This is a genomic window from Candidatus Polarisedimenticolaceae bacterium, from assembly GCA_036275915.1.
Taxonomy (GTDB): domain Bacteria; phylum Acidobacteriota; class Polarisedimenticolia; order Polarisedimenticolales; family DASRJG01; genus DASRJG01.
Genome location: DASUCV010000004.1, coordinates 212764 through 237937 on the forward strand (window position 1 = coordinate 212764; position 25174 = coordinate 237937).

At 67.2% G+C, this 25174-nt stretch carries 11 protein-coding genes and 2 tRNA genes; 2 read left to right on the forward strand and 11 right to left on the reverse strand.

The window, feature by feature from the left end; genetic code table 11:
- Nucleotides 1-116 precede the first annotated feature (116 nt).
- From VFV19_03185 to VFV19_03195, 3 genes are all read right to left on the reverse strand, one after another.
- Entirely contained in the window at nucleotides 117-1856 is a 1740-nt protein-coding gene (locus VFV19_03185) for a hypothetical protein (GenBank protein ID HEX4823294.1), read from the reverse strand.
- Nucleotides 1857-1943: 87 nt separating this feature from the next.
- Entirely contained in the window at nucleotides 1944-2132 is a 189-nt protein-coding gene (locus VFV19_03190) for a CPXCG motif-containing cysteine-rich protein (protein HEX4823295.1), read from the reverse strand.
- Between the two features lie 80 nt (nucleotides 2133-2212).
- Nucleotides 2213-2287: transfer RNA gene (locus VFV19_03195), tRNA-Lys, on the reverse strand.
- 131 nt (nucleotides 2288-2418) lie between these two features.
- Between VFV19_03195 and VFV19_03200 the strand changes: the two genes are divergently transcribed.
- On the forward strand, nucleotides 2419-5610 hold the full coding sequence (locus tag VFV19_03200; GenBank protein ID HEX4823296.1) for a kelch repeat-containing protein: 3192 nt from the start codon (nucleotides 2419-2421) through the stop codon (nucleotides 5608-5610).
- Nucleotides 5611-5713: 103 nt separating this feature from the next.
- On the opposite strand, the gene VFV19_03205 is transcribed toward VFV19_03200, so the two are convergent.
- The 5 genes from VFV19_03205 to VFV19_03225 all read right to left on the reverse strand — a co-directional run bounded on the left by VFV19_03205 (nucleotide 5714) and on the right by VFV19_03225 (nucleotide 11047).
- A tRNA-Lys gene (locus VFV19_03205) sits at nucleotides 5714-5788 on the reverse strand.
- 40 nt (nucleotides 5789-5828) lie between these two features.
- Nucleotides 5829-6221 carry a hypothetical protein gene (locus tag VFV19_03210; GenBank protein HEX4823297.1) on the reverse strand — a complete coding sequence of 131 codons (393 nt, stop codon included), beginning with the start codon at nucleotides 6219-6221 and terminating at the stop codon, nucleotides 5829-5831.
- 309 nt (nucleotides 6222-6530) lie between these two features.
- The gene (locus tag VFV19_03215; protein ID HEX4823298.1) at nucleotides 6531-7055 is read right to left on the reverse strand and encodes a hypothetical protein; all 525 of its coding nucleotides are present in this window, start codon (nucleotides 7053-7055) and stop codon (nucleotides 6531-6533) included.
- 71 nt (nucleotides 7056-7126) lie between these two features.
- On the reverse strand, nucleotides 7127-10072 hold the full coding sequence (locus tag VFV19_03220; GenBank protein HEX4823299.1) for a hypothetical protein: 2946 nt from the start codon (nucleotides 10070-10072) through the stop codon (nucleotides 7127-7129).
- Between the two features lie 63 nt (nucleotides 10073-10135).
- Nucleotides 10136-11047 carry a MopE-related protein gene (locus tag VFV19_03225; protein ID HEX4823300.1) on the reverse strand — a complete coding sequence of 304 codons (912 nt, stop codon included), beginning with the start codon at nucleotides 11045-11047 and terminating at the stop codon, nucleotides 10136-10138.
- Nucleotides 11048-11139: 92 nt separating this feature from the next.
- Between VFV19_03225 and VFV19_03230 the strand changes: the two genes are divergently transcribed.
- Nucleotides 11140-13212: a prolyl oligopeptidase family serine peptidase gene (locus VFV19_03230; GenBank protein HEX4823301.1), complete on the forward strand. Its 2073-nt coding sequence runs from the start codon at nucleotides 11140-11142 to the stop codon at nucleotides 13210-13212.
- A gap of 4 nt (nucleotides 13213-13216) precedes the next feature.
- Here VFV19_03230 and VFV19_03235 read toward each other — a convergent pair whose 3' ends face one another.
- From VFV19_03235 to VFV19_03245, 3 genes are read right to left on the reverse strand one after another with little or no spacing between them, the layout of a single operon-like run.
- On the reverse strand, nucleotides 13217-17296 hold the full coding sequence (locus VFV19_03235) for a MopE-related protein (GenBank protein ID HEX4823302.1): 4080 nt from the start codon (nucleotides 17294-17296) through the stop codon (nucleotides 13217-13219).
- A gap of 10 nt (nucleotides 17297-17306) precedes the next feature.
- Complete coding sequence (locus VFV19_03240) at nucleotides 17307-21143, reverse strand: MopE-related protein (GenBank protein ID HEX4823303.1); 3837 nt, start codon at nucleotides 21141-21143, stop codon at nucleotides 17307-17309.
- Between the two features lie 19 nt (nucleotides 21144-21162).
- A complete protein-coding gene (locus VFV19_03245; protein HEX4823304.1) occupies nucleotides 21163-25164 on the reverse strand; it encodes a MopE-related protein in 4002 nt (1333 codons plus the stop codon).
- Nucleotides 25165-25174: the final 10 nt, after the last annotated feature.

Here is a 25174-nt window from a genome sequence, read left to right on the forward strand (position 1 = left end):
TCGCCGTCCGATGACGACCGATTCGGTCCGCCGATCCCCCTCACCTCACGACGGATTCGGAGCGTGATTGCGCAGTCATACGGAAAACCGGCGTACCGATCAACCAGAATCTGCCTTCAGTGGAGGTCGTAGTAGTAGGTCTTCCCGTCGTCGAGCCCCGGCTCGTCGTACGAGGTGACGACCTGGTGATCGATGAGCGTCATCACGTTCACCTTGAAATCGGGATCCTCCGCACGTCGCAGCGTGTACGGTGCGGTCCCTCCGGTCCACGTCAGGTGAACGCTCCCGGCGCGCTTGCCGATATGGAGCTGGATCGGCGGCGCTCCGAACCCCAGGACACGACCGTCGCGCGTGCCGACATAGACGCGGCCGAATCCGATCCCCGGCGGGTTGAACTTCGACCCGGTTCCGACCGGAGCGGCGTACCGCAGCACCGGTGCCCCACCGGTGGGGACGGCATCGTAGGCCCGCAGCTCCGCGCCGGCCCCGGATTCGTCGGCCATGTAGACGATCCAAACGAGCGCGGATCCACTCTGCATGCCGTTGCTCGTCACGACGGTCGAGCTGGACCCGAAACCGAAGTCGTCCGCCGAGCTCGCCACGAGCGTGAAGGTCGGCGTGCCGTTGTGGTCGGTCGCGAGCTTCATGACGCGCAGGGGTGAGCTCTCCAGGCCGCTCGTCGGGAAGTAGACGTACCCTCCGTCCCCCGGCCAGCACGATGGACGTGCCCAAACGCCGCCGAGCCCCGGGATCTCGTCGAGGACATCGTCCCCTTGGTTCGTCCCCTCCTGGCAACCGCCGAGATGATCGCGGTTCAACACGTAGAGGAGCCCCTCCTTGCCGATCTCGAGCGCGACGTGCGGGTACTTCGCCGTCCCGAAGTCGTCCGGAAGGGCGATCGGCCCTCCCGAGCCGAGGTCGGTATCGGAATAGTCCAGCGTCGGCCCGTCCCACGCCGAGAAGAAATCCGTGGCCGCGAGCGTTCCGTCCGCCTGAACGTTCAGCCTCACGACCGATTGGCCGAGGTCCGCCGGAGGCGCGTCGCCGGGGATCGGCTGCCCGGGCGAACCGCCGTTGCCGGTCGCCACGATGAGACGTCCCGGACCGTCGGAGACGATCCCTCCCCCGGACTGCCAGATCGCCGCCCCGTCGCCGCCCAGGGTTCCGCGAGACGTCCACAGCGCCTTGAGCTCGCCGCTCGTCGACACGCCGGCGATCCAACCCTGCCACGGCGACGTATCGCAAATCCCGCCGAACCCGGCGTACACGACGCCGTCCATGAGGAGGAGGCCCGTCCGCTGGAGCTCGTACGTCGCGCCGAAGACCTGCTCGCTGTTCTGGGCCTTCCCCGCGATCGCAACGGGGAAGCTCGGCCGCTCCACGCCCGTGATCAGGTCGACCGCATGAGCGAAATAGGCCGCCGGCCCCGACGTCCCGCTCGCGTACGTCTTGGAGAAGAAGTACGCCGTGTTCGTCGCCTCATCGACGACCGGCGTGCCCGTGATACCGATCCACGGCGCGAGATCCGGACATTCGATGTCCGCTGCTTTCCATGGCTGCGCGACCTGCCGGCGCCAGAGGACCGCCCCGGATTCCGGATCGATCCGATAGATCCAATTCTCCTCGGTCGCCACGAACAGCGACCGGTTGATCACCAGCGGCTGCGCGTAGACCTGCCCCTGAATCTGGATGTTGAACCGCTGACTGAAGCCCCCGCCGGCGACGAACGACGGCGCGAGCCACGCCTGGTCCGGATACCACCCCGTGCGCCGATCATCGGCGGCGTTCGTCACACCCGCGGCACGCGCCGAGAGCGGAATCGCGAGCGCGAGGACGACGACAACCGTTCGTCTCATCGAAGGTCCCTCTTGCGAGTAGACCTCGTGGGCAGCGCCGGAGTTTAGTGCGAAACCAATGGAAATGCGATTTCGCGGCCGCCGCGATCAGGCGCGGCGCAGGCTCACGGCGAGCTTCCCGTCGCGGCCGCGACGCACCGTCATCTGCCAGGGCTCGCAGCACACTTCGCAATCCTGGACCATCTCACCGACGGACTCGGGGTCGAGGAAGACGGACTGCCACTCCCCGCAGTAGGGGCACTGGACGGAAACTTCGTCTTCCGCAGGCTCGGACATCGAAGGACCCTCGTGGAGACTCGGTGGTCCTCCCATTCTCAACCTCACGGCTCTTCGTCGCCAAAGCGATGATGCGGGATTGGTGAGCCGTGCTGGATTTGAACCAGCGACCCTCAGCTTAAGAGGCTGGTGCTCTACCCCTGAGCTAACAGCCCACGCAATGTGCGCTCAGGGAAGCACTCACAATTCTTGGAAGTCGCCCCAGCGTCGGCCAAGCGACTTGACCCTGCCCGGCGATCGGCGTAAGACAACGCACAACGGTTGTCGACGCAAGGGGGAGGACACCATGGGCCCCTCGAGAGGTCTCGCGTCTCTCCTCGTCGTGGCTTCACTCGGTGCGGCAAGCTTCGCCGCGCTCTCGCCGGCAACGGACGATCGCGTCGCCGCGCGGCGCGCGGTCGAGCAGGTCTACTGGAATCACCGGCTGTGGCCCGATGACAATCCGCAGGCCAAGCCGATGTTCGATCAGGTCGTTCCGGACTCGGCCGTCCGTGCGCGTGTCGAGGAGACGTGGCGCAAGGCCGCCGCCCTCGAGGTTCTCAGCGGCCGGCCGGTCACCCCCGCGATGCTTCAGGTCGAGCTCGACCGCATGGCGCGATCGACGCGAGCGCCGCTCGTCCTTCGCGAGATCTTCGACGCCTTGGGAAACGATCCGGCCCGGATCGTCGACGCCGTAGTGCGTCCCGCGCTGACCGAGCGTCTCCTGCGCGAGGCCTACGGCGACGGGTTCGACGCATGGTGGAACGACGTGCGGATGACCTTCGCCGCGGCGCCTTCTCCTCTGTCCTCGGCGGAATTCGTCCTCCCGACGATCGGTGGCGACGCGTGTACGCCTCTTGCGTGGGAGCCGACGTGCTGCGCCGATGGTCCGCCTGACGGCGCGACGGGCGCGCAGGCGGTATGGACGGGCTCGGAGATGATCGTCTGGGGCGGGGCGAGCGCGGCGGTGAATGCGCCGCTCGGCAAGCGATACGACCCGGCAACGGACACGTGGACCGCGATGGCGGTCGCCAACGAGCCGAGCGCGCGTATCCAGCACACCGCCGTCTGGACGGGGAGCGAGATGATCGTGTGGGGCGGGGGTGCCCCCGACGGAAGCGCGGCGCTCGGTACCGGCGGACGGTACAACCCGTCCACCGACACGTGGGCCTCGACCTCGACCGCAGGAAGCGCGCCTTCGCCGCGCGGGTTGCACACCGCAGTGTGGACCGGGACCCGCATGATCGTTTGGGGAGGCGGTGAAGGCTCGGTCGATCTGCGCACGGGAGCGCGGTACGACCCGGCGACCGATAGCTGGGCCGCGACTTCCGTTGCGGGCCAAGCGCCCGACGCTCGACATGCGCACACCGCGGTGTGGACCGGATCACGGATGATCGTGTGGGGTGGAAATAGCAGTTCGGTCGGCCTGCTCGCCACGGGTGCCCTGTACGACCCCGCGGCCGATACATGGAGTGCGACCAAGCCGCAGGGAGCGCCGGGGGCGCGATACGCTCACACCGCAGTGTGGACCGGGACCGTGATGATCGTCTGGGGCGGCCTGGATAGCCTGGGAAGCGGCATCAACTCGGGCGGTCGCTACGACCCCGCGCAGAACAAGTGGACCGCGACGTCGACGGGAGCGGGCGTGCCGACCGGGCGGTTCTCGCACACGGCGGTGTGGACGGGAACGCGGATGCTGATCTGGGGTGGCAACGACAATGGGCCCGCTCACCAGCTCGGGGACGGGGCCCGGTACGACCCGGCTTCGGATACCTGGACTTCCATGTCGCTCGCGGGAGCGCCGGCGGCCCGCAGGTCCCACGTCGGCGTCTGGACCGGGACGCGGCTCGTCGTGTGGGGAGGCGAGACGGGGTTCAGCTCCGTCGAGCGCCTCGACAGCGGAGGACGGTACGACCCGGTGGCGGACACGTGGCTCCCGACGCGCACCAATCCTTCCGATCCGAAGCGAACGTCCCATACGGCGACCTGGACCGGGGCCGAGCTGATCGTCTTCGGGGGGATCCGGAGCTTCACCACCTCCCCTGCTCAGGTCGCGGATCCCCGGCGTTATGACCCGGCGACCGACACCTGGTCGATGACCGCGTCGACGAACGTTCCGTCGATACGGAGCGGACACATTGCGGTGTGGACCGGATCCGAAGTCATCGTCTGGGGCGGCACGAACGGCACGGACCTCGGCGACGGCGGGCGCTACGACCCGGCGGCGGATACCTGGACGCCGATTCCCGCCGCCGGCGGACCGTCGCCGCGCAGCGGCCACACCGCCGTTTGGACCGGAGCGCGGATGGTGATCTGGGGCGGCGGAGCGAGCACGAACACCGGGGCGCTCTACGATCCCGGAAGCGGGAGCTGGTCGACGACCTCGGTGGGGGCGAATGTGCCCAGCGGGCGTTCCGGGCATTCGGCCGTCTGGACGGGCCACGAGATGGTCGTCTGGGGCGGAGGCACGGCGAACACCGGTGGGCGTTACATCCCGGCGCAGGATGCATGGCTTCCGACTTCCACCGCCGGCGCGCCGTCTGGACGTCAGTATCACACCGCGGTCTGGACCGGATCGAAGATGATCATCTGGGGCGGCCTCGTAGGTCCCGGCAACACGAGCACCGGTGGCGCGTACGACCCGTTCAACGATGCCTGGACGCCGACCTCGCTCGCGAGCGGTGTCCCCACGGGCCGCTCCAACCACGCGGCCGCGTGGACCGGAACCGAGATGGTGGTCTGGGGCGGCAACTCGTCGGGAACGATGCTGGGCGACGGAGGGCGTTACGACCCCGCGACCGACTCTTGGACCCCGATCGGCGCCGGCGCGACGTCGCCCTCGCCGCGCCGCGGACACTCGGCGAGCTGGATCGGCACCGAAGTGCTCGTCTGGGGCGGCGACGACGGAAACGAGTTCTTCAACACGGGCGCGGGACTCTGCCTCGACTCCTGCGCCTCGCCCGGTTTCTGGTATCCCGACGTCGACGGCGACGGGTTCGGTGCGATCGGCGTCACGGTGCAGGCCTGCAACGCGCCGGCCGGCTACGTGATGACGAGCGGCGACTGCGATGATCGGCGCCCCGAGATCCATCCGGGCGCCGCCGAGATCTGCAACGCGCTGGACGACAACTGCGACGGCACGGTGGACGAAGGCTTTCCGGTCGCAGGATCGCCCGGACTCCTCGTGAACCACGCCGGGGACTCGGCGCTCCTGTCATGGAGCCCCGCCGGTGGCGTGGCCTTCGACGTCGAGGATGGGGTCATCGAGTATCTCAAGTCGTTCGGGACGTTCACCTACTCGTGCCAGCTCGGAGTCGTGTCGAATTACGCGGGGACCTCGGTCACCGATCCACGTGTCAACGGCGTCGGCCAAACGCTCTACTACCTCGTCCGCGGTCATAGCTGCAGCGGCGCCATCGGGAGCTGGAGCAGCGGCGCGCCGTCCGAGCTGGCCGGACGCGATTCCGAGCTGTCCGTCCCGCACGGGACGTGTCCCTGAGGGTGGCGCAGGGACACGGACTCGAATTCGGCCTCGGCGCCCCCGCGCTGTGAACGCGTCGTCGTCAGTCCTCGCCGAGAAACTCGGTCGCTTCCCGCGATTCTGGTGAGCCGTGCTGGATTTGAACCAGCGACCCTCAGCTTAAAAGGCTGGTGCTCTACCCCTGAGCTAACGGCCCACGCAATGTGCGCTCAGGGTAGCACCGCGACGACAGACCCTCACGACCCCGAGCGCCACGCGATCGTTCCATCGAGCGTGCAGGTCTCGGTTCCGGAGCCGTCGGTCATCGTGAAGCCCTTCAGGGTGAGACGATCGGAGGTGGAATCCGAGCGGAACGTCGCCGGCCCGCACGCCTTCGGCGTTCCGACGCCGCACACCGTGTTGCCGTCCACGACCTCATCGAAGTTCGGCGAGTAATGCCACCACGAATGGTCGACCCACAGCACGGCGTGGCTCGAGTGGTCGATCACGACGATCACGTCGTGAACCGTCTGCCCGACGGCCTGGCTCATGTACAGCTCGTCCCTCGTCGCGTCGACCACGCTGAGATCGGCGTAACCGTCGAGCTGCCCGTCGCCGCTCGACGGCTGCGATGCCGAGACCGTCAGCATGTCAGGGGTAGGGCTCGTATCCATAAGTTGGTTGGCGCCCACGCACCCGGCCAGGACGAGGAGCCCCGCTCCTAGAGACACCTTGGTCAGGACTCGTCGTATCTGAGGCGTCATGGCAGAAATGTACGAAGGCTATTGCGCCGAGAGCGCTGCCAATTCACGAGCTCACAGCGCGTCAAACCCATCGCCCGAGACGACAATGCCGAAAGGCCGTCTAGGGGCGCGATCGCCAGGTCTCGCTCACGATCCCGTCGCCCACTCGATCGTCCCATCGAGTGTCGAGGTCTGGAAGTTTTGCTCGCGTGCCGTTCAGCGTCCGTAGAGCGTCCGCCACGCCAACAGCCCGTCGAGCGTGCAAGACTCCGTGCCTCCCGCTCCCACGAGCCGCAGGCCCGTGAACATCAGCCGATCCCCTCTCCCGTCGCGCGCGAATGAGACGTGGCTGCAAGGTACGTCGGACCCCTCCTCGCATTGCGTGTCGCCGTCCGTGATGACCTCGTCATCCGGCAACACTTGCGACCAGACGTGGCGAATGGACTTGATCTCGTGAGTCGAGTGGTCGAGCGAGATGGTGACGTTGTGGGTGATGTCGCCGATCGTCCGGACTTGTTCTACACGGTCGAACGCGCCGTCTCGATGAGCGTCCACACCGATGCCCATTTCCGCGTCGCCATTCGCGGGTTGAGCCGCCGAGATCGTCAGGCCTGGCGATGACGGAGTCTCGCTGGGCGGCGGCGCGCTCGTGAGATTGGACGATTGCTTACAAGCCGGAAGGCCGACAATCCCAATTCCGAGGAACAACGAAACAAGGATGCGCCGTCGATGAGATTCCATGGATGACCCCCCACTCTCCCAAGATCATCGCATAGTCCGAGGTGCGGGGGCTCACCCAATCCGGGGAGACATCACGGACAGGTGCTGCTCGCCCGCTCCGTGTCCGGCACCCCGTTGATCTCGGAGTAGCCGTAGGTCCCCGCTCCGGCGCACGCGTTCGCGCCGCGCACGAGGTACCAGTAGCCGGCGCCGTCGAGCGGGACGTCGGAGTCGGTGGCGGAGGTGCCGGCGATGGCGCCGGAGCAGAGCTCGTCGTCGCCGCCGGGGCCGACGGGGAGCGAAGCAAGGTCGCCGCGGAGGAGGTCCGATGACGTCGCGCCGAGGGCTGCGTTCCAGCTCACGAGCGCGTCGGTGCCGTTGCGATCGACACGCAGGCCGGTGTCGACCTCCGCGGGGGCGGTGACCGGGGTTCCTGCGCAGACGCCGGCGGCGCAGGCGTCGCCGGAGGTGCAGGCGTTCTGGTCGTCGCAACCGGTGCCGTCGGGGAGCTCGGTCGCGTTGCAGTCGCCGGTTCCGCTGTCGCACGCGTTGACGTGGCAGCCGTCGACCGGGGCGCAGACGACGGGGACGTGGGCGCAGCCCGTCGCCGAGCTGCACGAGTCGGTCGTGCACGGATCGTTGTCGGAGCAATCGAGCGGGGTGTGCGTGCAGCCGAGGACCTGGTCGAAGCGGTCGGTCGTGCAGGCATCCTGGTCGTTGCAGAACGTTCCCATCTTGAATGCGCCGCGGCCGTGCGTGAACGAGACGATCGTACCGGTCGAGGACTGTGCGACGAGATCGAAGACGGCGGCGTTGGGGTGGCCGCCCATGAACACTTCCCAGCTCTGTCCCGCGTCGAGGCTGCGGAAGATGCCGACGTCGGAGCCGGCGTAGAGGACGCTGGGGTTATCGGGATCGATGAGGACGGCGTTCATCGGCACGTTCGGGATGCCGGCGTCGATCGCCGTCCACGTCGGCGTCGTGTCGAGCGCGTTCGTCGTGCGGTAGAGGTGGGGGCCCGAGAAGCCGCCGGTCGCGATGACGACCGTCGCAGGGCTGGTCGGATCGACGGCGATGTCGGCGACGTTGATCGAGAAGTTGAGGTTGCCGTTCGCAAATCGCCAATCGCTTCCCGAATCCGTGGTCAAGAGGATGTGCCCGGCGCTGTCGACGGCGTAGTAGGTGTCGCACTGCGCGTCGGCGTCGGCCCAGGCGAGGGCGACCATGCTCTGGAACTCGGGGCTGTTCGACGTCCAATTGGCGGTCGCGTCGTCGGTGCGCCAGACGTTGTTCGATCCGGCGATGAGGACCTGCGAGTTGCTCGGGCACATGACGTAAGGCGCGACGAACGGCGCGGCGTTGGTGTTCGCGTCGGCGAGACCGTTCGTTCCGGAGAACCAGCTCGCGCCGCCGTTCTGCGTCTTCAGGATGTTGAGGTGCTGCGTCGAGCCGTACCACACGCTGCCCGGGCTCGCGGAGTCGATCGCCGCGTATCCGCCGTCTCCGGTGACCTCGAGGCTCCAGCTCGCGGTGCCGTCGAACCGCTGCACGCCGTTGTCCTGCGCGCCGGCGAGCGCGCGCGTACCGTCCTGCGGGTCGAGCGCGCCGCCCGGGTAGAACTGCGCCAGCTGGAGGCCGGGGTTGCGGCTCGTCCAGAGGCCGCCGTTGTTCGTCGTCGTGAAGACGCCGCCGTCGTTCCCGAGCCAGACCTCCGATCCCTTGAACGCGACCGCGTGCTGGTCGGCGTGCACCGACTGCGGGCAGACGGCGCCCCACGTCGACCCGCCGTCCCCCGAGCGCCAGATCCCCGTGCCGCCGAGCCAGACGCCGTGATCGGGCGCGACGCCGAGCACGAGGTCGTACCAGCACTGCCCCGACGTGCCGCCCGTGTACGTGCACGGATCGGAGAAGGTCCAGTACTGGCAGGCGCCGCTCGGCTTCGTCACCACGGACCACGACGTCCCCGAGCTGGTCGATTTGTACGTGTCGAGGTGCCGGCCGTTCGACGCGTTCTCGAACGTGGCGTAAACGGTCGTGTTCGTCACCGGATCGACGGCGACGGCGACGCGGCCGACCGACGACGGAAGGCCGCCCGCGAGCTTCGTCCAGGTCGTGCCGCCGTTCGTCGTCTTCCAGACGCCGCTGTGGTTCGCGCCGGCGTAGATGATGTTCGGGTTCGTCGGGTCGGCCGCGAGGTCGTGGATCGCCGCGTTCGAGCCGATCTGCGTCGAACCGAGCACATGGAGCCAGGTCGCGCCGGCGTCGGTCGAGCGCCAGACGCCGTAGGTCCCGGCCGGGCCGGCGAAGCAGAGGAAGCCGCCGATGCCGCCGCCGTTCGCCGCCCAGAGGATGTTCGGGTTCCCCGGATGGACGAGGATCTTGGTGACGCTGGTATTCGCGAACGGCGTCGCGCCGAGGAGGGTCCACGTGGCGCCGCCGTCGGTCGAGCGGAGGATGCCCGCGCCGAAGTACGAGTCGCACGACTGGTTCCCCTCGCCGGTCCCGGCGTAGATCACGTTGCCGTTCGACGGCGCGATCGCGATCGAGCCGATCGCGAGCGAGGCCTGCGTGTCGGTCATGGGCGTCCAGGTCGCGCCGTGGTCGGTCGTCTTCCAGACGCCGCCCTGCGCGCCCCCGACGTAGGCGATGTTCGCGTTCGTGGGGTTGATCGCGATCGCGGTGACCCGCCCGCTGAAGGCGTACGAGCCGTCGAGCTCGGGCGCCGGCCCGATCGGCGCCCACCCGTCTCCCGCGATGCGCTGGAGCGGCCCCGGCCGGAGAAGGCCCTTCGCGATGTTCGCCTTCAGCTCCGCGATCGCCTTGTTGCGCCCGTCGGCGCGAAGGAACCCGTCGGGGCCCGCGCGCCTCGCGGCGAACCACTGGCTGCGCTCGAAGAGGAGGTCCGGCCCTTCTTTCTCGCCGATCTCGGCCTTCTTGTGGTCTTCGCCGGCATCCGGATCGGCGGCGGGCGCCGCGGCGCGAGCGGCGGCCGCCAGGAGCAGAGTCGTCGCAATCGCACCGAGCGCCTTGAGCTTCATCGCCTCCCCCGCGGAATGGACGGGAAGATGATACGAGGCGTCGATCCGATATGCCCGCGCCGTCTAGGGACAGGGGATCGCATTCTCGCGAGGCGTCCCCGCGCTGTCGGCTCCCAGGTCCCCCTCGATTCCCGCGGTGATCCCCGCGACGAGGAAGAACTGCGCCTGGCCCGCCTCTGGCACGGCCTCGTCCCCGAGGTACGGGTTGAACACGCCGCACACCTGCTCCGCGAGCGCGTTCGATCCGGGGGTCTGCGCGTACGCCCCGGTCGCCTTCAAGATCGAGAGGTCGCCTTCGTAGACGCTCCACCGCGACGACCCGATCTCGTCCTGCCACTCGATGTAGTCCTTGTCGTCGGTGCCGAGGATGTAGATGACGCCGTCGTCGAGATCGCACACGTCGCCTTCGCCGTCGGCGTCGATGTCGGACTGCGTCGGGTTCGCGACGAAGACGCAGTTGTCGCAGGCGTCACCCCAGCCGTCGCCGTCGAAGTCGTCCTGCGCCGGATTGAACGTCTCGGGACAGTCGTCGCAGGCGTCCCCGACGTGGTCGCCGTCCGTGTCGGCCTGATCCGGGTTGAACGCCGACCGGCAGTTGTCGCACGCGTTGTGGACGCCGTCGCCGTCGGAGTCGACGCCGTCGGCGTCTTCGTCGACGAGGCCGTTGCAGTCGTTGTCGAGGCCGTCGCAGATCTCCGCGGCCCCCGGATGAACCGACGCGTGCGCGTCGTCGCAGTCGCTCGCGTCCGCGACCCAGCCGCGAGGCACCGGGCCGTGGCACACGGTGATCGAGATCGCGGGATCGCCGAACCCGTCACCGTCCGCGTCCCGATGGAAGACGTTGCAGGCGCCGTGCGTACTCCCCGCGACCGCTGCGTGAAGCAGCACGGCCGCAAGCGAGGCACCGCACGCCACCGGGATCATCGTCTCCCCTGCCTTCGAGAACAGGTACCGCAGGGGTGCCCGAAGCACCACGACTTTCTTTTACGTAGGCCGTCTTCAGGGGTTCAGGATGGACTTCGAGCGAAGGTTCGGGGTAGCGTTCGACGCTTCAAGAGGAGTCGGTCATGCGCGCTCTCCGTCTCGCCGTCGCCGTTGCCCTTCTGGCCGCGCCTTTCGTGGCGCGTGCCGCCGATGACGATCCCTATCAGTGGCTGGAAGAGGTCGAGGGCACCCGCTCTCTCTCGTGGGTCAAGGAGCAGAACACGAGGTCGCTCGGCGAGCTGCAGGCGGTGAAGGAGTACCAGCCGATCTACGACAAGACGCTTTCGATCTACGACTCGCAGGACAAGATCGCGTTTCCGAACGTCATGGGCAGGTACATCTACAACTTCTGGCAGGACAAGGCGCACGCGCGCGGGATCTGGCGCCGCACTTCGATCTCGTCGTACAAGACGGCTTCACCCCAGTGGGACACCGTGATCGACCTCGACGCGCTCTCGCGCGACGACAAGGCCACCTGGGTCTGGAAGGGAGCGGACTGCGCGCACCCGGATTTCCGGCGGTGCCTGATCAACCTGTCACGCGGCGGCGGCGACGCCGTCGTGGTGCGCGAGTTCGACACCGAGACGAAGAGCTTCGTGAAGGACGGCTTCACCCTTCCCGAGGCGAAGACCGAAGCGTCGTTCAAGGACCTCGACACGCTCTGGGTCTCGACCGATTTCGGTCCCGACACGCTGACGACCTCGGGCTATGCGCGCATCGTGAAGCTCTGGAAGCGCGGCACGCCGCTCGCTTCGGCGAAGACGGTCTTGACGGCGAAGAAGGAGGACGTCGGCGTCGGTGCGGGAACGGAGTTCACCGCGGACGGCAAGTACGACCTCGTCGGCGTCAATCCGACGATCTTCACGCGGCGGAGCTATCTCATGGTCGGCGACCGCCTCGTGCACCTCTCCCTTCCGGAGGATGCGGACTTCCGTGGGATCTTCCGCGACCGGGCGATCTTCGAGGTCAGGAGCGACTGGAAGCCCGGGGCGACGACGTACAAGCAGGGCTCGCTCCTCGCGGTGGCGATCGACGACCTCCTCGCCGACCGCGACACCGTCTCGACGATCTTCGAGCCTTCGGAGCGTGTCTCCTTGGGCGAGGTGCGTCTCACCAAGGACCAGATCGTCATGTCGACCCTCGACAACGTGCGCTCCAAGCTCTACCGCGTGAACCTGGGAGACGCCGGCTGGACGAAGGAGGAGATCGCCCTCCCCGGCCAGGGCAACGCCGACATCGTGGGAACGTCGCGGGACAACGAGATCTTCTTCTACCAGTATCAAGACTTCCTCACCCCGTCGTCGCTCTTCCTCGTCGAGAAGGAGGCGACGACGAAGATCAAGTCGCTCCCCGCCTACTTCGATGCCGCCGGGATGAGCGTCAACCAGTACGAGGCGACGTCGAAGGACGGGACCAAGATCCCCTACTTCGTCGTAGCGCCGAAGGGGTTCAAGGCCGACGGCACCGCGTCCACGCTGCTCTACGCGTACGGCGGCTTCGAGGTCGCCGAGCAGCCGAGCTACAGCGGCGTCGTCGGCTCCGCGTGGCTCGCGCGCGGCGGCGTGTACGTGCTCGCCAACATCCGCGGCGGCGGCGAGTTCGGGCCGGCGTGGCACCTGGCCGCGATCAAGGCGAATCGGCTCAAGACCAACGAGGACTTCGTGGCGGTCGCTCAGGACCTCATCGCCAAGAAGATCACGACGTCACGCCACCTCGGGATCATGGGCGGAAGCAACGGCGGCCTCCTCGTCGGGACAGCGTTCACGCTCCAGCCGGACCTCTTCCACGCCGTCGTCTGCCAGGTCCCCCTTCTCGACATGAAGCGCTACTCGCACCTCCTCGCCGGAGCCTCGTGGATGGACGAGTACGGCGACCCGGACAAGCCGGAGGACTGGAGCTACATCCAGACGTTCTCGCCCTACCAGCTCGTGAAGAAGGACGTCCAGTACCCGCGCGTCTTCTTCTGGACGACGACGAAGGACGACCGCGTGCATCCGGCGCACGCGCGCAAGATGGTCGCGAAGATGCTCGGTCAAGGCCACGACGTCCTCTACTTCGAGAACGTCGAAGGCGGCCACGGCACCGGCGGCGTCAACTCGCAGAAGGCGCTGACGGTCGCGCTCCAGTACGCCTACCTGTGGAAGACGCTCGAGTGATCGCTTAGGGACACGGGTTCGCGTTCGGCCTCGGCGTCCCCGCGCTGTCCGTCCCCAGCGATCCCTCGACACCGCCGGTCACGCCGGTGACGAGGCTGAACTCCACCTGTGCGCTCCCCGGCACGATCGTGTCGAGCGAGAACGGGTCAGTGACGCCGCACGACTTCGACGCGAGCGGGTTCGACCCCGGCGCTTGCGTGTACGTGCCCGACAAGCGGAGCACCGAGAGATCGCCGGTGTACACGTTGAACGCCGACGGTCCGGACTCCTGCTGCCACTCGACGTAGCTCTTGTCGTCGGTGCCGAAGATGTAGATCAAACCGTCGTTGAGGTCGCAGACGTCGCCCTCGCCGTCCTGGTCGAAATCCGATTGCGAGGGATTGAAATCGAACGCGCAGTTGTCGCAGTTGTCCCCGACCTTGTCTCCATCGGTGTCGATCTGCGAGGGGTTCGACGCGTGCGGGCAGTTATCGCAAGCATCACCGATCGCATCGCCATCGGCATCGGCCTGTGACGGGTTCGACACAGTCGGGCAATTGTCACAGACGTTCCCCACGTGGTCGCCGTCGGTGTCGGTCTGGGTCGGATTCGCGACCGTCGGGCAGTTGTCGCAGGCGTTGTGAATGCCGTCGCCGTCGGTGTCGACGCCGAGCGCGTTGTCATCGACGAGACCGTTGCAGTCATCGTCGATGCCGTTGCACACCTCCACCGCGCCGGGATGGATCGCCGGATTCGCGTCGTTGCAGTCGTTCGCGCAGATCCGATAGCCGTCTCCGTCGGCGTCGGCTTCGTTGGCCGGCACCGCGGGCCAATTCGGGTCGGAGCAGTTGTTGTTCTTGCCGTCGCAGAGCTGCGGAGCGCCCGGATAGATCGTGGGGTCGTTGTCGTTACAGTCGCCCTGGCAGATCCGGAAGGCATCGCCGTCCGCGTTGGCTTCGTTCGCGGGCACGGTCGGCCAGCTCGGGTCGAAGCAGTTGTTGTTCTTCCCGTCGCAGAGCTGCGGGGCGCCGGGGTAGACCGTCGGGTCGTTGTCGTTGCAATCGGTACCGGCGGCGACGTACCCCGCCGGGGGGATTCCGGCGCAGCCGGTCGCCGGCTTCGTCGCATCGCCGTAACCGTCGCCATCCACATCCCGATAGAACGTCGCGACGGTGGCGCAGGCACAATACGCGCCTCCGTTCGACGCGAAAGGTAGTCCGCCCCAGACAAGGAACTGTGAACCGCTCCAAGCCGCGACGTGGTTGGTGCGCGGGCTCGGCGCACCTTGCGACGTGGTCGTCCGCCATGTGTCGGAAGACGGGTTGTACCGGCCCCCGGTTGCTACGCTGCGCTGGTTCGACTGAGCATCGCGGTAGTCACCGCCCCAAACGATGAGCTCGACGCCGGTCCACGCATACGACGGGGACTCCACACCACGCGGCGCGCCCACGTTCGAGCCGGTGGTCCAAACATCCGACGTCGGGTTGTACCGCGACGGAAAGTTCGGCAATGGCTCGGGGTTCCAAAATCCGCCCCAGACGACTAGCTCGCTTCCCGTCCACACCCCGGCCAAGCTCGATCGTTGCTGAGGCTCTCCCACGGTCGAAATTCCCAGCCAAGAGTCCGAAGCGGGATCGTACCGGCCGCCAGGGCTGACTCCGCCCCCGCCCCAGACCAGCATGCGCGAGCCGGTCCATACGGCGATGTGCCCGCCGCGCCCCGCCGGTGCCCCGGTGGTGGTCGTCGGCACCCAGCTATTCGCGACGGGGTCGTACTTTCCCCCGGTGTTGAATTGGTTCCCCGAGTCGCCGCCGCCCCACACGATCATCTGCAAACCGGTCCAGACGGCAGAGGCACCCGATCGAGGGGCCGGAGCGTTCACCGTTGAGGTCGCCGACCATGCATTGCCGGCCGGGTCGTACTGCCCGCCGGTATTCGTGGTGGGAAGGCCACCCCAAACGACCATGCGAGTACCGGTCCAGACCGCCGTGTGACTCGTGCGTGCGCTCGGCGCGTTGACGAGAGAGGTCGGCGTCCACGTGTCGATCGCCGGCGAGTACCGTGCACCGGAGGCCGTAGGCGTGGCGTCGGGCACGACGCCGCCGCCCCACATGATCATCTCGCTTCCGGTCCACACCGACGCCGTGAACCGGACGGGAGCGGGTAGCGTTCCGGTACCTGTCTTGATCCAGGTATCGGTGACCGGGTTGTACCGTCCACCGGTGTTCAAGTAGCCGCCGCCCCACACGATCATCTCGCTGCCGGACCAGATCGCCGTGGCGTTCCCGCGGGCGTCGGGAGTGTTAACCGACGACACGCTGCTCCAGAGATCGGTTACGGGGTCGTAGCGCGCGCTCCCCAACGAAGGATGGCTCCCATCCCAGACAATCATCCGCTGACCGGTCCAGACAGCCACTTCTCCTGACTCGACGGCGGCGGAATTGAGAGTGCTCATGATCTGCCAGCTATCGGCGGACGGGTCGTAGCGATAACCGGGGTTGGTCGGCGCGCCGAAGATGTTTCCGGCCCAGACGATCATGCGCGTCCCGGCCCAGACCGCGAGATGCTGGTAGCGCGAGCCGGGGCCCCCGGTCGTGGTGGTCGGTGTCCACGTGTCGGTCACCGGATCGTAGCGTCCGCCGGTGTTCGTGGCGCCGCCGCCGCCGTAACCGCCCCACACGATCATCCGGTTGATGCCGTCGCCGGCCCACAGCGCCGTATGGAGGTATCGGCCCGCCGGCGCGCTCGTGAGGCTCGTGGGCGTCCAGGAGTCGGTCGACGGCGAGTAGCGGCCTCCCGTATTCAGGAACGCGCTCGTAGACCCTCCCCACACGACCATCTGCGTCCCCGTCCACACGGCGGTGGCGAAACCTCGCGGAGAGGGCGCGCCCGTCGAGGCGATGAGCTGCCACGTGTCCGAGGTCGGGTTGTATCGCGCGCCGTCGCCCAACGCCGCTTGCGTCACGTCCTGTCCGCCCCAGACGATGAGCTCGGAGCCGCTCCACACGCCGACGTGCAGGTAGCGAGCGGACAGCGGCGAAGTCGCCATGCGCGTCCAGGCATCGGTCGCCGGGGAGTACCGCCAGCCGTCGCCCAACATGTAGAAAACACTGAGGTCGCGCCGGCCTCCCCAGATCAGCATCTCGCTGCCGGTCCAGACCGCGACGTGATCCTGGCGGGGATCGGGAACGTCTTGCTTCGTCGGGGTCCACGTGTCGTCGGTACAGCTCGAGGCGGCGGGCGCGGGAACGGTGAGCGATGTCACCGCGGGCACCGTCGTCGGCGCGGCGAATGTGCCGGCGTTCGCACCCCACCATGCGTCGAACGTCTTCCGGTCCCACATGACCGACGCGACGCGGATCTCGTCGGCGCTCGCGCTCAGCACGGCGATCGCCTCGAATCCGTTCTCGGACTCGCGCGCCGGTCCGATGCGGCCGACCGGCAGCGCGGATCCCGACTCGACGCCGAGCTGTCCGGCGAGTCCGGTCATCAGAGCTCTCCAGCGTTCGTCGTCGAGCGATGTCGGCACGGACGCATCGGCGGCATGCGTCCAGGTGGTCTCGGTGTAGTGTTCTCCCGCAGCGCGCATCGCCTCGACCGACACGAGCCCCGCGTAGAGTCGATTCACACGCCGACGGTCGTCGCCACCGAACCGGTCATCCTGATCGTAGAGATACCGCACCGCTCGATCGACGAGGATTGGCCGGACGAGGCATTCGCCGATGAGCGCCGGATCGTCGTGCAGCGCCACGAACAACTCGCGGAGCATCGCCCCGTCGCGGGTCTCGCTCGCCATCCGATTCAGCTCGAATTGGATCTCGGCGGCGGAGATCGATCGGCCCCACAGATTCTCCAGCGCCGACGCTTTCCGAAGATCGTCCTCGACCCTCGCGCGGATGACGGAGTCGGGCGTGACTTCCGACAAAGGCGGTTTGGTGCCAGGGTTCTCCTTGGGCCAGATGCGGTGCGACCAATACACCTGCTCGATCGCCTTCTGAGCGGTCACCCGCTCGTCGAGCGTGAGTGTGCGGGTACCTCCCGCGCGAGCGAGAGTCGCCGCGGTCATGGCGAAGCCGATCGTCACCACGATGCACCGCTTCGTCATCACCCACCCCCTACGGACACGGGTTCGTATTCGCCCTCGGCGTCCCCGCGCTGTCCGTCCCCAGCGATCCCTCGACACCGCCGGTGACGCCGGTGACGAGACTGAACTCAACTTGGCTACTGCCCGGCACGATCGTATCGAGCGAGAACGGGTCGGTGACTTGGCAGGCCCTCGACGCCAGCGGATTCGATCCCGGCGCCTGTGTGTATGTGCCGGACAAGCGGAGCACGGAGAGATCGCCGGTGTAGACGTTGAACGCGGTCGGACCCGTCTCCTGCTGCCACTCGACGTAGCTCTTGTCGTCGGTGCCGAAGATGTAGATCAGCCCGTCGTTGACGTCGCAGGCGTCCCCTTCGCCGTCGTGGTCGAAGTCGGATTGCGTCGGGTTGTAGTCGACCGGGCAGTTGTCGCACTGGTCGCCGATCTTGTCGCCGTCGCCATCGGCCTGAGCCGCGTTTGGTGCCAACGGGCAGTTGTCACAGGCGTCGCCCAGCCCATCGCCGTCGGAGTCGAGCTGGCTCGCGTTCGCGACCGTGACGCAGTTGTCGCAAGCGTTCCCCACGTGGTCGCCATCACTGTCGGTCTGCGTCGCGTTCGAGACCGTCGGGCAGTTGTCGCAGGCGTTGTGGATGCCGTCGCCGTCGGTGTCGACACCTTGCGCATTCTCGTCGACTTGTCCGTTGCAGTTGTCGTCGATCCCGTTGCAGATCTCCGCCGCACCGGGGTGAACGGCCGGGTTCGCGTCGTTGCAATCGTTGGCGCAGATGCGGTAGCCGTCGCCGTCCGCATCGGCTTCGTTCGCGGGGACCGTCGGCCAGGACGGATCGTTGCAGTTGTTGTTCTTGCCGTCGCAGAGCTGCGGCGCGTTCGGGTACACGGTTGCGTCGCCGTCGTTGCAATCGCCCTGGCAGACGCGGAATCCGTCGTGGTCGGCGTCCAGCTCGCTTGGCGGAAGGGCCGGCCAGCCCGGCGACGAGCAGTTGTTGTTCAGCCCGTCGCAGATCTCCGGAGCCCCGGGGTAGACCTTGTTGTTGTTGTCGTTGCAGTCGCCGCCGCACGTGGTGAAGCCGTCATTGTCGACGTCGAACCCCTCGTCGATCTTTCCGTCGCAATTGTCGTCGATGCCGTTGCAGACCTCCGTCGCGTTCGGGTGGACCGCAGGATCGGCGTCGTTGCAGTCCCCGCGACTGCGAGAATAACCAGCCGGCTTGTCGCAGGCCTGGACCGTATCGCTCGCCACGCCGTACCCGTCCCCGTCGACGTCGCGGTACCACGTCGCCGGGGTGCACGGGGTCGTGCAGTAGCGCGCCCCGTTCGAATTCAGCGGCACTCCGGCGAAGACCAGCATCTGCCGGTCCATGCGCACCGCGCCATGCATGGCGCGCGGGTACGGTGCGCCGGTGATCGACGTCGTCGACCACGTGTTCGCCACCGGATTGAATCGAGCGCCGGTCGCCGTGGAAGTGTTGCCGCTCACGGGAGTGTCCTGGCCTCCCCACACGATCGCCTCAGTGCCGGTCCACACGATCGAGTGATCGAACCGCTCCGACGGAGTGCCGGCGCCGGTGGAGCTTGCGGTCCACGCGTCGCCCGCGGGATCGTAGAGGCCGCCGGTGTTCAATCCCGGCCCGCCCTGAACGGCGCGTCCGCCCCAAACGAACAGATTCGAGCCGGTCCAGACGCCTTCCGGGATGCTGCGTGGCGCCGGGGCGTTGACGGTGGATACCGCCATCCATGCGTCGCCGACCGGGTCGTAGCTGCCGCCCGTATTGGTGTCCGAACCGCCCCAGATCAGCATGCGTGACCCGGTCCAGACCGCCACGTGGTCCGAACGTCCCGAAGGAAGCGGTCCGGTAGTGCTCGTCGGGCTCCAGGTGTCGGCAACCGGATCGTAGCGTGCGCCGGTGTTGAGATTGTTTCCGCCCCACACCACGACGCGGGCACCGGTCCAGACCGTGGACGATCCCGTGCGATTCGATGGGGCGCCCGCGGTCGCGACCGGACGCCATAGATTCGCCTGCGGATCGAACCGGGAGAATCCCTCGTTGCCTCCGCCGACAAACATCTCGATCCCGGTCCAGACGGGGTGACCGCCCAATGCGTTGGGGAGCGGCGTCCAGCTATCGAGAGCAGGGTCGTATTTCGATCCGTGAAGTATGGGGTTAGGGTTCGTCGGCGCGTCCCCACCTTGGACGATCGCCTCCGCTCCCGTCCAGATGATCCCCGGGTTGCGCCGGACCGACGCCACCGAAGCGGGCGCCGCAGTAGCGACCCAGATGTTGGTCGTCGGGTTGTAACGTCCGCCCGTCCTGAGGCTGCTGTCGCCGCTCGAAACCTGCCCGCCCCAGACGATGACTTCGCTTCCGCTCCAGACCGCGGTGCTTCCCAAGCGAGGACTCGGCGCCCCCGTTAGGGACGTCGCGGTCCAAGAATCGGACACCGGATCGTACAAACCGCCGGCGGAGCTGACATTGCTTCCGAAGACGAACATCTTCGATCCGGTCCAGACGGCGACGTCTCCTCCGAACGCGCCTGCCGTGGAGACCGGCGCCCACGCATCGTTCACCGCGTCGTAGCGACTTCCGCACACGATCATGCGTGTTCCCGTCCAGACGGGGTGTGCCACTGAGCATCCCGTGGGTCCGGCGGCCATCGTTTGCCACGTGTTCGTGGCCGGATCGTAACGACCTCCTGAGTTCAGCGTGGCTCCAAGCTCGGAGCCGCCATAAATCAGCATCCGCTGACCCGTCCAAACCGCGGCATGACCCTGTCGCGGGAGCGGCACGTTGATCGTCTCGAAATCGGTCGCCGTCCACGTGTCGGTCGATGGGTTGTACTTCGCGCCGGTGTTCGTCTCCCCAGCAGACGCCACCCCGCCCCAGATGACCATCTCCGTACCGGTCCATACGGCAGTGTGTTTGTAACGGGCGGAGGGGGCCGCACCGGACGTCGAAGTCGGCGTCCAGCTGTCGGTCGCAGGGTTGTAGCGGGATCCGGTGTTGGTGAGGGATATCGAGAACGGGCTCGCACCGGCCCCGCCCCACACGATCATCGAGGTTCCTGTCCAGACCGCCGTCGTCCCATAGCGCCCCGGGCCACCGGACAAGCTCATCGTCGTCCACGTGTCGGTCGCGGGGTTGTAGCGAAATCCATCGGGCGCATAGACGTTGTCGCTCTGGCCGCCCCACACGAGCATTTCGGTTCCGGTCCACACGGCCACGTGGTTCGCGCGCGGCTCCGGCGGATCCGCCTTGAGCGTCTGCCACGTCCCGTCCGTGCAAGCCGGCGTGTCGATGTCGGGAGGCCGCAGCTCTCCGAGCGCTTCGGGAGCGACCGGGTCGAAGGACCGTTTCGCGTCGGCCCACCAAGCCTCGAACGGCACCTTCCCGGTAGACGGCAGGTCGACGTCGTACCAGTTACGCATGAGGCGTTCGGCCAGGACAGGCCGCACAACGACTTCGGCGAAGACGTTCAGGTCCCCTCCAAGGGCGTCGATGAGCTCTTGGAGCATCGATGGATCCTTCGTGTTGTGACCCATTCGATCGATCTCGGCTTGGAGCTGCGTCGTGTCGAGCCCTCGCATCCAATACCTGTCCAGAGCGGCGTTCTTCCTCAGAGCTTCCTGGACGTCCGCGCGGATCGCCTCGTCGGAGAGCACCGCGGAGAGTGGCGGCTTCGGGGCGGGGTTCTCGTTGGGCCAAATCCTGTGGCGCCAGTACACCTCTTCGACGGCCCGCCGCGCCGCGACTCGCTCATCGAGACTCAGCGATCGCGTTGGCCCGGCGGCGGACGCCGCAAACGAGATGACGGCCCCGACCCCGATTGCGATCGCCATGCGCGTTTTCATCGTCGGCCTCCAGCGACACTCAAGGACACGGATTCGCGTTCGGCCTCGGCGTCCCCGCGCTGTTCGTTCCCAGCGATCCCTCGATACCGCCAGTCACGCCGGTGACGAGGCTGAACTCCACCTGTGCGCTCCCCGGCACGATCGTGTCGAGCGAGAACGGGTCGGTGACCTGGCAGGCTCTCGACGCGAGCGGATTCGACCCCGGCGCCTGCGTGTACGTTCCGCTCAGTCTCAGGACCGAGAGATCGCCGGTGTACACGTTGAACGCCGACGGCCCCGTCTCCTGCTGCCACTCGACGTACGTCTTGTCGTCGGTGCCGAAGATGTAGATCAGGCCGTCGTTGACGTCGCAGACGTCGCCTTCGCCGTCGTGGTCGAAGTCGGATTGCGTCGGGTTGTAGTCGGAGAGGCAGTTGTCGCAGGCGTCCCCGACCCTGTCGGCATCCGTATCGAGCTGCGAGACGTTCGGCGCCAACGGACAGTTGTCGCACGCGTCGCCGATCGTGTCGGCATCGGTGTCGGTTTGGCTCGGGTTGGCGATCGACGGGCAGTTGTCGCAGGCGTTCCCCAGGTGATCGCCGTCCGTGTCGGTCTGGGTCGCGTTCGAGACCGTCGGGCAGTTGTCGCAGGCGTTGTGAATACCGTCGCCGTCGGTATCGACGCCGAGCGCGTCCTCGTCGACCTGACCGTTGCAGTTGTCGTCAATGCCGTTGCAGATCTCGGCGGCGCCGGGATGGATGGCAGGATTCGAATCGTTGCAGTCGTTCTGGCAGATGCGGTAGCCGTCGCCGTCGGCGTCGGCTTCGTTCGCCGGCACCGCCGGCCATGACGGATCCGAGCAGTTGTTGTTCTTCCCGTCGCAGAGCTGCGGGGCGCCCGGGTACACCGTTGCGTCGTTGTCGTTGCAATCGCCCTGGCAGATACGGAAGGCGTCACCGTCGGCGTTGGCTTCGTTCGCCGGCACTGTCGGCCAGCTCGGATCCGAGCAATTGTTGTTCTTGCCGTCGCAGAGCTGCGGCGCCCCCGGGTAGACCGTCGGGTCGTTGTCGTTGCAGTCGCCTGCCGTCGCCGCGTACCCGGCCGGCGGGATTCCGGTACAACCCATCGCGGTCGTCGAGGCGACGCCGAACCCGTCGCCGTCGGCGTCGCGGTAGAACGTCGCCGGCGTCGTGCAGGCGCAGTACCGACCGCCGTTGGACAGGTTGGCCCCGCTCCAGACGATCATCTCGGAGCCGGTCCAAACAGAATTCGCGAATTCACGACCTGAGGGCGCCCCTTGAGTGGTGCCGGTTCGCCACGAATCGGCCGACGGGTTGTAGCGCCACGTCGTGTTCGTGAAGATGTATCCGCTGAACGTCAGCATTTCGATCCCGGACCAAGCGCTTGCCGCTACCTTGTTGCCCGGTGAGCCAGTGGTCGAGACCGGGTGCCAAACGTCGGCGACCGGGTCGTATCGGCCGCCTCCTAGGCGCCCCCAGACGATCATCTCGGTCCCGCTCCAAACCGACGTCATCCCGTCCTGCCACGACGGCTGGTTCGCCGTCGCGATCGCCGTCCAGACGTCCGCGACCGGATCGTAGCTACCTCCCGAAGTCGTCCCGGACTGATTGCCTCCCCAGGTCACCATGCGTGAGCCTGTCCAGACACCGACTGCATCACGTCGAACTTGCGGAGCTCCGTTGAGATTGGTCGCGGCCCACGTATCGGCCACGGGATCGTATCGAGCGCCGGAATTGAGGAGCCCGCCTCCCGACGCATAGCCCGACCAAACGATCATCCGCGTTCCGCTCCAGACGGCGACGTGTTCCTGGCGGCTCGCGGGCGCGTTCGTCAGCGACGTCGCGGTCCATGAGTTGGTCGCGGGGTCGTAGCGTCCACCGGTGTTCGTGACGGTCGATCCTGGAGCAGAGCCTCCCCAGACGATCATCCTCGTGCCGCTCCACACCGCGGTATGTAGATCACGAGCGGCCGGCGCGTTGGTCGACGACGTGGGGGTCCACGCGTCGAGTGCCGGCGAGTAGCGGGATCCCGAGGCCAACAGCCCCGTGATGTCAGATCCGCCCCAAACCACCATCTCGGAACCGGTCCACACCGACGTCGAATTGATGCGTGACGTGGGCACGGTCCCGGCCTGCGTGGCTACCCAACTGTCGGTCGCCGGGTTGTACCTGCCGCCATCGTTCCTGGAGGCGGAGGCATTTCCCCCCCATACGACCATCTCCGTCCCGGTCCACACCGCGGTATGAGAGTGGCGCGCGGCCGGCGCGTTCGTCAGCGAAGTCGCACTCCAAGTGTCGGCGACGGGATCGTACCGCCCCCCCGCGTTCGTGTTCGCCCCGCCCGGCGGCAATCCGCCCCAGACGATCATCCTGGACCCGGTCCACAACGCGCTATGCAAGTACGTGACCGTCGGCTGGTTGGTCGTCGAGATCGGTTGAAAGGTATTGGTCGCCGGGTCGTAGCGCTGACCCGGAGCGTTGGCGGCGCTGAGCAAGCCACCCCAGAGGATCATTCTCGAGCCTGTCCAGACGGCGGAGTGCGAGTAGTTGGCGGGCGGCGCGCTGTTCAGGTCGGTCGCCGTCCAACTGTCGCTCGCCGGGTTATAACGACCTCCAGTATTCGTCGGGGGGTAGCCGCCCCACACGATCATCTCGGAACCGGTCCAGACGGCCGTGTGGAGATAGCGTGCTACCGGCGCATTGGTGAGAGTCGTCGCCGCCCATGAGTCGGTCGCTGGCGCGTATCGTCCGCCGCTGTTGAAGAAGCCTGCGCCGTTGCCCCCCCAAACGATCATCTGGCTTCCCGTCCAAACGGCCGAAGGGTTTCCACGCAAAGCCGGCGCACCGGTCGCCGAGATCGAATTCCAGGTATCCGAAGCCGGGTTGTACCTGCCGCCACCGCTGATCGTGTTGCTCTGATTGTCCATCCCGCCCCAGACGATCAACTCGGTACCGGTCCACACGAAAGCGAACTGGCCACGAGCGGCGGGCGCACCGGTCCGGGCGATGCGCGTCCAGGTATTGCTGGCGGGCGAGTATCGCCATCCGTCGTTCCAAACGCGGTTCTCGCTCTCGCCGCCCCAGATCAGCATCTCGCTCCCGGTCCAGACCGCGGCGTGGTAGTAGCGCGAGTCGGGAACGTCCTGCTTCGTCGGTTGCCATGTGTCGTCCGTGCATCCCGCGTCCGGCAGCGCGAGCACGAGTCCGGTCGTGGCGACGGCAGAGGAGTCTGCCGAGAGCGTGCCTGACGTCCGCTCCCACCAGAGGTCGAACGGCGTGCGGTCCCAGACGATCGAAACGAACCGTATCTCGTCCGGAGAAGCTTTCTCGAGTCGAATCGCATCGAACCCCGTCGAGGATTCCCGCAGAGGGCTGAGGCGGCCGAGAGGAAGCTTCGTCGGATCGCTCGTTGGTTCCGGCATCCCGAAGCGCGCACCGAGGCGCTGAACATCGCTCGCCCACTCGTCGTCACGACGATCGCTCCGCCGCCAGGTCAGCGTCTCGACGTGGTCGCCCGAGGGCCGCTGACCATTCCACAAGCGCTCGGCGCGGGCGCGGTCGGCGCCTCCATATCGCTCATCAGAGTCGTAGAGGTGTCGTGTCATGCGATCAGCCAAGATGGGACGGACCAAGCATTCGGCCACCAAGACCGGGTCGTCGCGCAGGGCCGCGATGAGCTCCCTGAGCATGTTCCCGTCTCGTGTCTCGGCCGCGATCCGATTCATCTCAGCTTGAACTTCTTCCGGAGAGATCGATCGTCCCCAGATCGTCTCCACGGCCCGCGACTTCCGGAGATCATCCTCGACCTTCGCGCGGATCGCGGAGTCGGGCATGACTTCCGACAGCGGCGGCTTGGGGCCTGGGTTCTCCTTGGGCCAGATGCGGTGCGACCAGTAGACCTGCTCGATCGCCTTCTGAGCGGCCACGCGCTCCTCGAGGGTAAGGACGCGCGCTTCCTCCGCGCGAGCGAGAGTCGCCGCCACGGCGACGCCGACCATCACCACGATGCACCGCTTCGTCATCGTCGACCTC

What these genes read in the sequence shown, in the direction of transcription:
- VFV19_03235 (HEX4823302.1), bottom strand. Translation starts at nt 17,296, where the DNA reads ATGACGAAGCGGTGCATCGTGGTGACGATCGGCTTCGCCATGACCGCG.
- VFV19_03190 (HEX4823295.1), bottom strand. Translation starts at nt 2,132, where the DNA reads ATGTCCGAGCCTGCGGAAGACGAAGTTTCCGTCCAGTGCCCCTACTGC.
- VFV19_03230 (HEX4823301.1), top strand. Translation starts at nt 11,140, where the DNA reads ATGCGCGCTCTCCGTCTCGCCGTCGCCGTTGCCCTTCTGGCCGCGCCT.
- VFV19_03240 (HEX4823303.1), bottom strand. Translation starts at nt 21,143, where the DNA reads ATGAAAACGCGCATGGCGATCGCAATCGGGGTCGGGGCCGTCATCTCG.
- VFV19_03220 (HEX4823299.1), bottom strand. Translation starts at nt 10,072, where the DNA reads ATGAAGCTCAAGGCGCTCGGTGCGATTGCGACGACTCTGCTCCTGGCG.
- VFV19_03215 (HEX4823298.1), bottom strand. Translation starts at nt 7,055, where the DNA reads ATGGAATCTCATCGACGGCGCATCCTTGTTTCGTTGTTCCTCGGAATT.
- VFV19_03210 (HEX4823297.1), bottom strand. Translation starts at nt 6,221, where the DNA reads ATGCTGACGGTCTCGGCATCGCAGCCGTCGAGCGGCGACGGGCAGCTC.
- VFV19_03245 (HEX4823304.1), bottom strand. Translation starts at nt 25,164, where the DNA reads ATGACGAAGCGGTGCATCGTGGTGATGGTCGGCGTCGCCGTGGCGGCG.
- VFV19_03200 (HEX4823296.1), top strand. Translation starts at nt 2,419, where the DNA reads ATGGGCCCCTCGAGAGGTCTCGCGTCTCTCCTCGTCGTGGCTTCACTC.
- VFV19_03185 (HEX4823294.1), bottom strand. Translation starts at nt 1,856, where the DNA reads ATGAGACGAACGGTTGTCGTCGTCCTCGCGCTCGCGATTCCGCTCTCG.